This window comes from uncultured Clostridium sp., from assembly GCF_934754915.1.
Classification (GTDB): Bacteria; Bacillota; Clostridia; order Clostridiales; family Clostridiaceae; genus Clostridium.
In genome coordinates this window covers 1-5,234 of record NZ_CAKVKB010000187.1, presented here as the reverse complement: position 1 = coordinate 5,234, position 5,234 = coordinate 1, and the positions used below count along the sequence as shown (strand labels likewise).

The window sequence follows — 5,234 nt, the reverse complement described above, 5'->3', positions numbered from 1 at the left end:
GTAGTAATTGCAAAAACACTCCACATTTTCTGTGGAGTGCCTAATTTTTATAAAAGAAAGGATTTGATAATTTTTGGACTATTTTTATAAAGTTCCCATTGATCTGACTGACTACTTTGAAAACGACTATAAGCAAATAATGGTCAGGTTGTGCCTTGAACGATACTCTAATATAGAGGGGGTATGTTTTACATCAATAAGTTTGATTTGTGAGAAATGTGGGTACTCTGTTGATAGACATAACAAATCTTTTTTGGCTTATGTGCGTAAAACTTTGGTATCTCTTGTTGAAAACAATGAAATAACACAGATTTATGGAAATGGCATTAATTCTGTCTCGGTGACAGGTTTGGTTGGATTTTATTTAGAGGATAAATTTTATAGTCTTCCTACAAAAATGTTTGCCAAGCTCTCTTACGATATTTTTGATACTATAATCGGTATCGACTATCCTCTGAGCAAACCTACTTTGTTAAAGGTATATACCTATATCAGAGGACGTATTATCGAAAATGGGCAACAGGCTTATGGATTCTATGGAAGTGTGGAACGTGCTGTAAAAGATTTAGACCTTAATCGTAAAACAGTAGATGTTTGTTTAGATTTATTTGTAGACCATAACCTATTCATCAAATACACCACTGGCAGTTGTTACATAAACGGTGAGCCAAGGAATGTGCCTAATATATATGTACTTCCAGATGACCAAGCTGAGAATAACATTAAGGCTTTACTGGAGGAACTCAAACAAAGATATAGAGTTGAGGATTTTGCTCCTGCGCTTGTTCCTTCTACAAATAATAAGTAAGTAATAATATTTTTCACAAAAAGCACTTGACAAACTGAGATTTCCAGTATATACTATACTTAGGAGCAGTGAAAGGCTCGGAATTAAAAATATACAAATTAAAGGAGATAATAATATGGCAAACAAAATTAAGATTACGGACAATTTCTATTTCACGGCAGACTCAGACCAGTATATTCTTATAGAGTGTGGTAAGCGTGAAAAGATTGACCGTAAAACAAGGAAGCCTACTGGTGAGATAATAGACTACGAAGATATTATTGGCTACTATTCTTCTATCGAAGCTCTTGTCAGAGGTTGTCGTAAGATTATGGTAAGAGAAAAGGTGTCCGATGGCAGTCTTGATACAATTGATGGTATTATAGGCTATATGAATAATATCAATAATAGACTCGATAATATTCTGTCTAAAGTAGAAAATTATTAATACAATACTAAAATACTCAAATCTGCACACGATACAGGCACTTTACACCTTTATAGGTGAAATTAACTATGTAAAGTTAAAGTGGCTGAAATCAGTTCAGATTAGTTCAGAATTATATACCTATATTCTGCTGACAGCTCAAAACATATTTATTGAAACGGGGCTTGGCTCAGAGGATATAAGTGATGTGGGTCTGAACGAGGTGTGAGTGGTAATACTATTATAATGTAAATAAAGGAGATAATAAAAAATGAAGTCTAAAAATAAGATTACAATGGATTATAACATAAAAGATAGTGATATTGAAAAAATTATAAAAGAATATGAGGATAATCACACAAATCATTTGTTAAATAACCTTAATCGTGTTGGATATATATATTTGGCGTTAGACCCAGATAACAATTTTGTAAAAATCGGAAAGACTTCAAAAAAAGTGTCTCAGCATATTGGAAATTTAAATACAGGAAGAACAAATCCAATTATTACTTATAAATCATTTGATTGTTGTAATATTCACGAAGCTGAAGCAATAGCCCATAAGATTTTTGCTCAACATAATGTTATAAGGGAATGGTTTGATATTAATTTTGATAATGCAACAAAAATAGTTAGTAGCATTATTCAGAAAGTTAATGAACACCCTATTCCTATTAAAGATGATTTAAATTCTTCTTCACTGGCAAAAGACTATTTACAATATTTATCTGGTGGTTATGACGATACAGTAATGATTCCAAAAGAACAATTTGAGTGTTTAATGAATACCTGTCAAAAAGCAATAAAATTATATGACCAATTATATGACCAAGTTATAGATTTAGTTAATAAGGTTAATGAAGCTGTTGAATGTTATCAACATTTATCACAACCAGATTTTAATATTTGGATAACCGACGTTGCCGATAAGCATATTGCCACGATTGCAACATCGTTTGGTATATCGCATGACGAAGCTTATGAAATAGTTTTTAAATCAATGAGAGAAAAATATTCATATTTTTGGTATGACTCGGCTACTTGGCTTTTCAAAGACAAATATCATCTTGATGAATATGAAAATGTTAGGTTTATTGATGTTATTGCTGATAAACCCATATATCAGCATTGTTTCATTGAAACGGTTAATGCTCTCCTCATAGAAGGTAAGGTGGCTACAAAATGAATATTAATTACAACATAATTTATCAGTGCAGTCAAAGCACTATGAACCATAGACGTGATTTTGCCAAAGTAGTAAATCAGCTTATGGAAACTGGCAATATGGAAGCAGGTGGTGTAGTATGAACTTTGCAAAGGAGTTTGCTTCTGTAGGATTACATTATAATTGCTCTACTTGTGGATTTAGTAATTGTAGTAGTAGAGGTCTTCCCTACTGTTGTATAAATTACTTTCCTAAGAATATGAGCGAAATTATGGACAGGGTTGCTGTTGATTTACATATTAACACCGAGAAATCATCGGATAAAAGGTTAAAGAGGGTTACTACTGGTGACAGAAATAAGATGACTTGTGACGGTGATACTTTAGACAAGTGCTATGTTAGTATGATAAATGATACGCTATCTGAGATTAGAAAGGGCAAGGTTGCTTATCTATTTCATTTATCACAGGTACAGGAAGTTATGAGATTTGAGAATATTGATTTTACATATGATGTTGTAGGAGGCAATTTTGCTGTTAGGTTAAGAAAGGAAGATGTATAATGTTGTTTAGTGAAGAAGAACTACTTGCTTTATGTGAGGAGATGGGTATAGAAGTAGTTGAGAATGATAAGGATAATCATATCAAAGTATGTGGTAAGCCATTAACCTTTGAAGATATTAAATTAATTTTTACTAATGCTAATTATAACGAGGAGAACATAAAAAATGACTAAAGAGCAATTTATAAAACTTATGACTGTTATAAAGGAAAGATATTATTCATTAGAGAGTATATATGACAAGTTCAATGATTTATTTGGAGATGTTGGTGATAAATTTATTAGCAACACATCGTTGTTCCCTATCATTAAGGTTATTTCAGATATTGTCGGTGATGACAATGAGTGGATAGAATGGTACATATACGAAAAAGAATGGGGAACTAAGGAAGATATGGAAGTCACTGATGTAAATAATGATGTTGTACCTTCTGAAACATTGGAGGATTTATGGGAGCTGATACAGAGTAGCAAGAAAGTATGATAAAAACAGATTTTTATTTAATTATAAGGAAGTGATAATATTAAGCTTGCAATTATAGATGCAGACCTCATAGGCAGAACTAAGCATAGATTTCCAAATCTTGTGTGTATGAAATTGTCATCATATTACAAACAACTCGGTTGGAATGTTGAACTTAAACTGGACTATGAAAATATTGATACATATGATAAAGTTACTATTTCTAAAGTCTTTATGGATACAGAAATACCATTTGAACCAGAAGATAAGTCTATGAAAACTGAAGAACATATTGCTGATTTCTATAAGGATAACCCTATTCTTAATCTGCCAAATGTTCAATATGGTGGCACAGGATTTTATTACGATAAATCTCCAAGACTTGAAGAAGATATTGAACATATAATGCCTGATTATCATTTATATGACGATTGGGTAAATACTTGTATTACAAATGGTGAAAAACGAAAAGATTTTTATTGGTACACAGATTATTCTATTGGTTTTACCACAAGAGGCTGTATTAGGCATTGTAGTTTTTGTGTAAATAAAAATTATAATAAATGTTCTATTCACAGTAGTTTAATAGAATTTGTTGATAACACAAGAGCTAAAATCTGTTTGCTTGATGACAATATTCTTGCTTGTAAAGATTGGAGGAATATTATAGAACAACTTAATAATACAGGTAAGAAATTTCAGTTTAAACAAGGTATTGATGAGCGACTACTTACCGATGAAAAATGCGAAATGCTATTTAATCATAGTAATTATGATGGTGATTTTACGTTTGCATTTGATAACATTAAAGATAAAAACTTAATTATAAATCGTCTTGAAATGATACGCAGACATACTAATAGGCAAATGAGGTTTTATGTGTTTTGTGCTTTTAATCATAACAATCCAAATTATTATGATATGGAATTTTATCAGAAAGATATTCACGATTTGTTTGAAAGAATTAAAATTCTTATGGAATATGGTTGTTTACCTTATATTATGAGATATAAAGATTATGAGATAAGCAAATATCGTGGAATTTACATAACTGTTGCAAGATGGTGTAATCAACCTGCTTATTTTAAAAAGAAATCTATTCGGGAATTTGCTCAATTAAGTCAATCTACTTGTAAGAGTAAATGTGCAGACGTTAGGTATCTTGAACAGATTGAAACTGATTTTCCTGAAATAGCAAAAGAATATTTCGATTTAAAATGGGAAAATATAAATAGATTTTTAAAGCAATGATTTGAGGAGATGATAATATAAATCGTTATAAGGTTACTAATTTAGGAAAACCGTTATTACTTTATGCTGAAAATTTAGATGTTCTCAAGTCTGATTGGAAAGATTACATAGATGATGGTTGTGAGATAGAGTTATATCTGAATACAGAGTATCTTGACTATATTGACAAAATCAAAAGCAGTGCTAAATACATAGGGCAATATCACAAGAAAAATGGGTATGAAATACGAGAATGTTATAGTACGACTTGCTTTTGTGGAAAAGTTCTGATTCAGTTCACTATTGACACAAGAGATAATACTTATCTCGATTGTGTTCATTATCAAGTTTGGGAATATGGTTATATGTTAGTTCCTATATCTTGGACAGTAGGTAATCCAAAAGATTTTTACAGTAATATTATCAATGTAAACAGAATGAGATATGTGGAATATAGCTTTAGGTCATATAGTGAACCAAAATTGGCAAAACCTAAAGAATTGAAAAGCATCAAGAGTATCGGTTCTGCTGAATTTATTGCAAAGAAATGTAACACACAGGTGTTTATTGAAGGAAACAATATCTGGATAAAGCATACGGA

General features: G+C 31.0%; 9 protein-coding genes. All 9 read left to right on the top strand.

From position 1 onward, the window contains the following. The first annotated feature begins 73 nt into the window (after positions 1–73). On the top strand, positions 74–808 hold the full coding sequence (locus tag Q0F58_RS17010) for a hypothetical protein (RefSeq protein ID WP_294379061.1): 735 nt from the start codon (positions 74–76) through the stop codon (positions 806–808). A gap of 115 nt (positions 809–923) precedes the next feature. Next, the gene (locus Q0F58_RS17005) at positions 924–1,235 is read left to right on the top strand and encodes a hypothetical protein (protein WP_294379060.1); all 312 of its coding nucleotides are present in this window, start codon (positions 924–926) and stop codon (positions 1,233–1,235) included. Between the two features lie 250 nt (positions 1,236–1,485). Further along, positions 1,486–2,400, top strand: coding sequence for a GIY-YIG nuclease family protein (locus tag Q0F58_RS17000; RefSeq protein WP_294379059.1), 915 nt, complete (start codon positions 1,486–1,488; stop codon positions 2,398–2,400). Further along, the gene (locus Q0F58_RS16995) at positions 2,397–2,522 is read left to right on the top strand and encodes a hypothetical protein (protein WP_294379058.1); all 126 of its coding nucleotides are present in this window, start codon (positions 2,397–2,399) and stop codon (positions 2,520–2,522) included. Before Q0F58_RS17000 ends, Q0F58_RS16995 begins: the two co-directional genes overlap by 4 nt. A gap of 128 nt (positions 2,523–2,650) precedes the next feature. Continuing rightward, the gene (locus Q0F58_RS16990; RefSeq protein WP_294379057.1) at positions 2,651–2,941 is read left to right on the top strand and encodes a hypothetical protein; all 291 of its coding nucleotides are present in this window, start codon (positions 2,651–2,653) and stop codon (positions 2,939–2,941) included. After that, positions 2,941–3,114, top strand: a complete 174-nt coding sequence (locus Q0F58_RS16985; RefSeq protein ID WP_294379056.1) for a hypothetical protein — start codon at positions 2,941–2,943, stop codon at positions 3,112–3,114. Before Q0F58_RS16990 ends, Q0F58_RS16985 begins: the two co-directional genes overlap by 1 nt. Next, positions 3,107–3,424, top strand: a complete 318-nt coding sequence (locus tag Q0F58_RS16980; protein WP_294379055.1) for a hypothetical protein — start codon at positions 3,107–3,109, stop codon at positions 3,422–3,424. The genes Q0F58_RS16985 and Q0F58_RS16980 overlap by 8 nt, the downstream gene beginning before the upstream one ends. Before the next feature lie 108 nt (positions 3,425–3,532). Next, entirely contained in the window at positions 3,533–4,654 is a 1,122-nt protein-coding gene (locus tag Q0F58_RS16975; RefSeq protein WP_294379054.1) for a hypothetical protein, read from the top strand. Between the two features lie 344 nt (positions 4,655–4,998). Continuing rightward, positions 4,999–5,234, top strand: a 236-nt coding sequence (locus Q0F58_RS16970; RefSeq protein ID WP_294379053.1) for a hypothetical protein, incomplete at its 3' end; no start/stop codon positions are given.

Bases quoted from the DNA above. Each gene is read 5' to 3' on its own strand.
- Q0F58_RS17005 (WP_294379060.1), top strand. From the start codon at position 924: ATGGCAAACAAAATTAAGATTACGGACAATTTCTATTTCACGGCAGAC.
- Q0F58_RS17000 (WP_294379059.1), top strand. From the start codon at position 1,486: ATGAAGTCTAAAAATAAGATTACAATGGATTATAACATAAAAGATAGT.
- Q0F58_RS16995 (WP_294379058.1), top strand. From the start codon at position 2,397: ATGAATATTAATTACAACATAATTTATCAGTGCAGTCAAAGCACTATG.
- Q0F58_RS16990 (WP_294379057.1), top strand. From the start codon at position 2,651: ATGGACAGGGTTGCTGTTGATTTACATATTAACACCGAGAAATCATCG.
- Q0F58_RS16985 (WP_294379056.1), top strand. From the start codon at position 2,941: ATGTTGTTTAGTGAAGAAGAACTACTTGCTTTATGTGAGGAGATGGGT.
- Q0F58_RS16980 (WP_294379055.1), top strand. From the start codon at position 3,107: ATGACTAAAGAGCAATTTATAAAACTTATGACTGTTATAAAGGAAAGA.
- Q0F58_RS16975 (WP_294379054.1), top strand. From the start codon at position 3,533: ATGAAATTGTCATCATATTACAAACAACTCGGTTGGAATGTTGAACTT.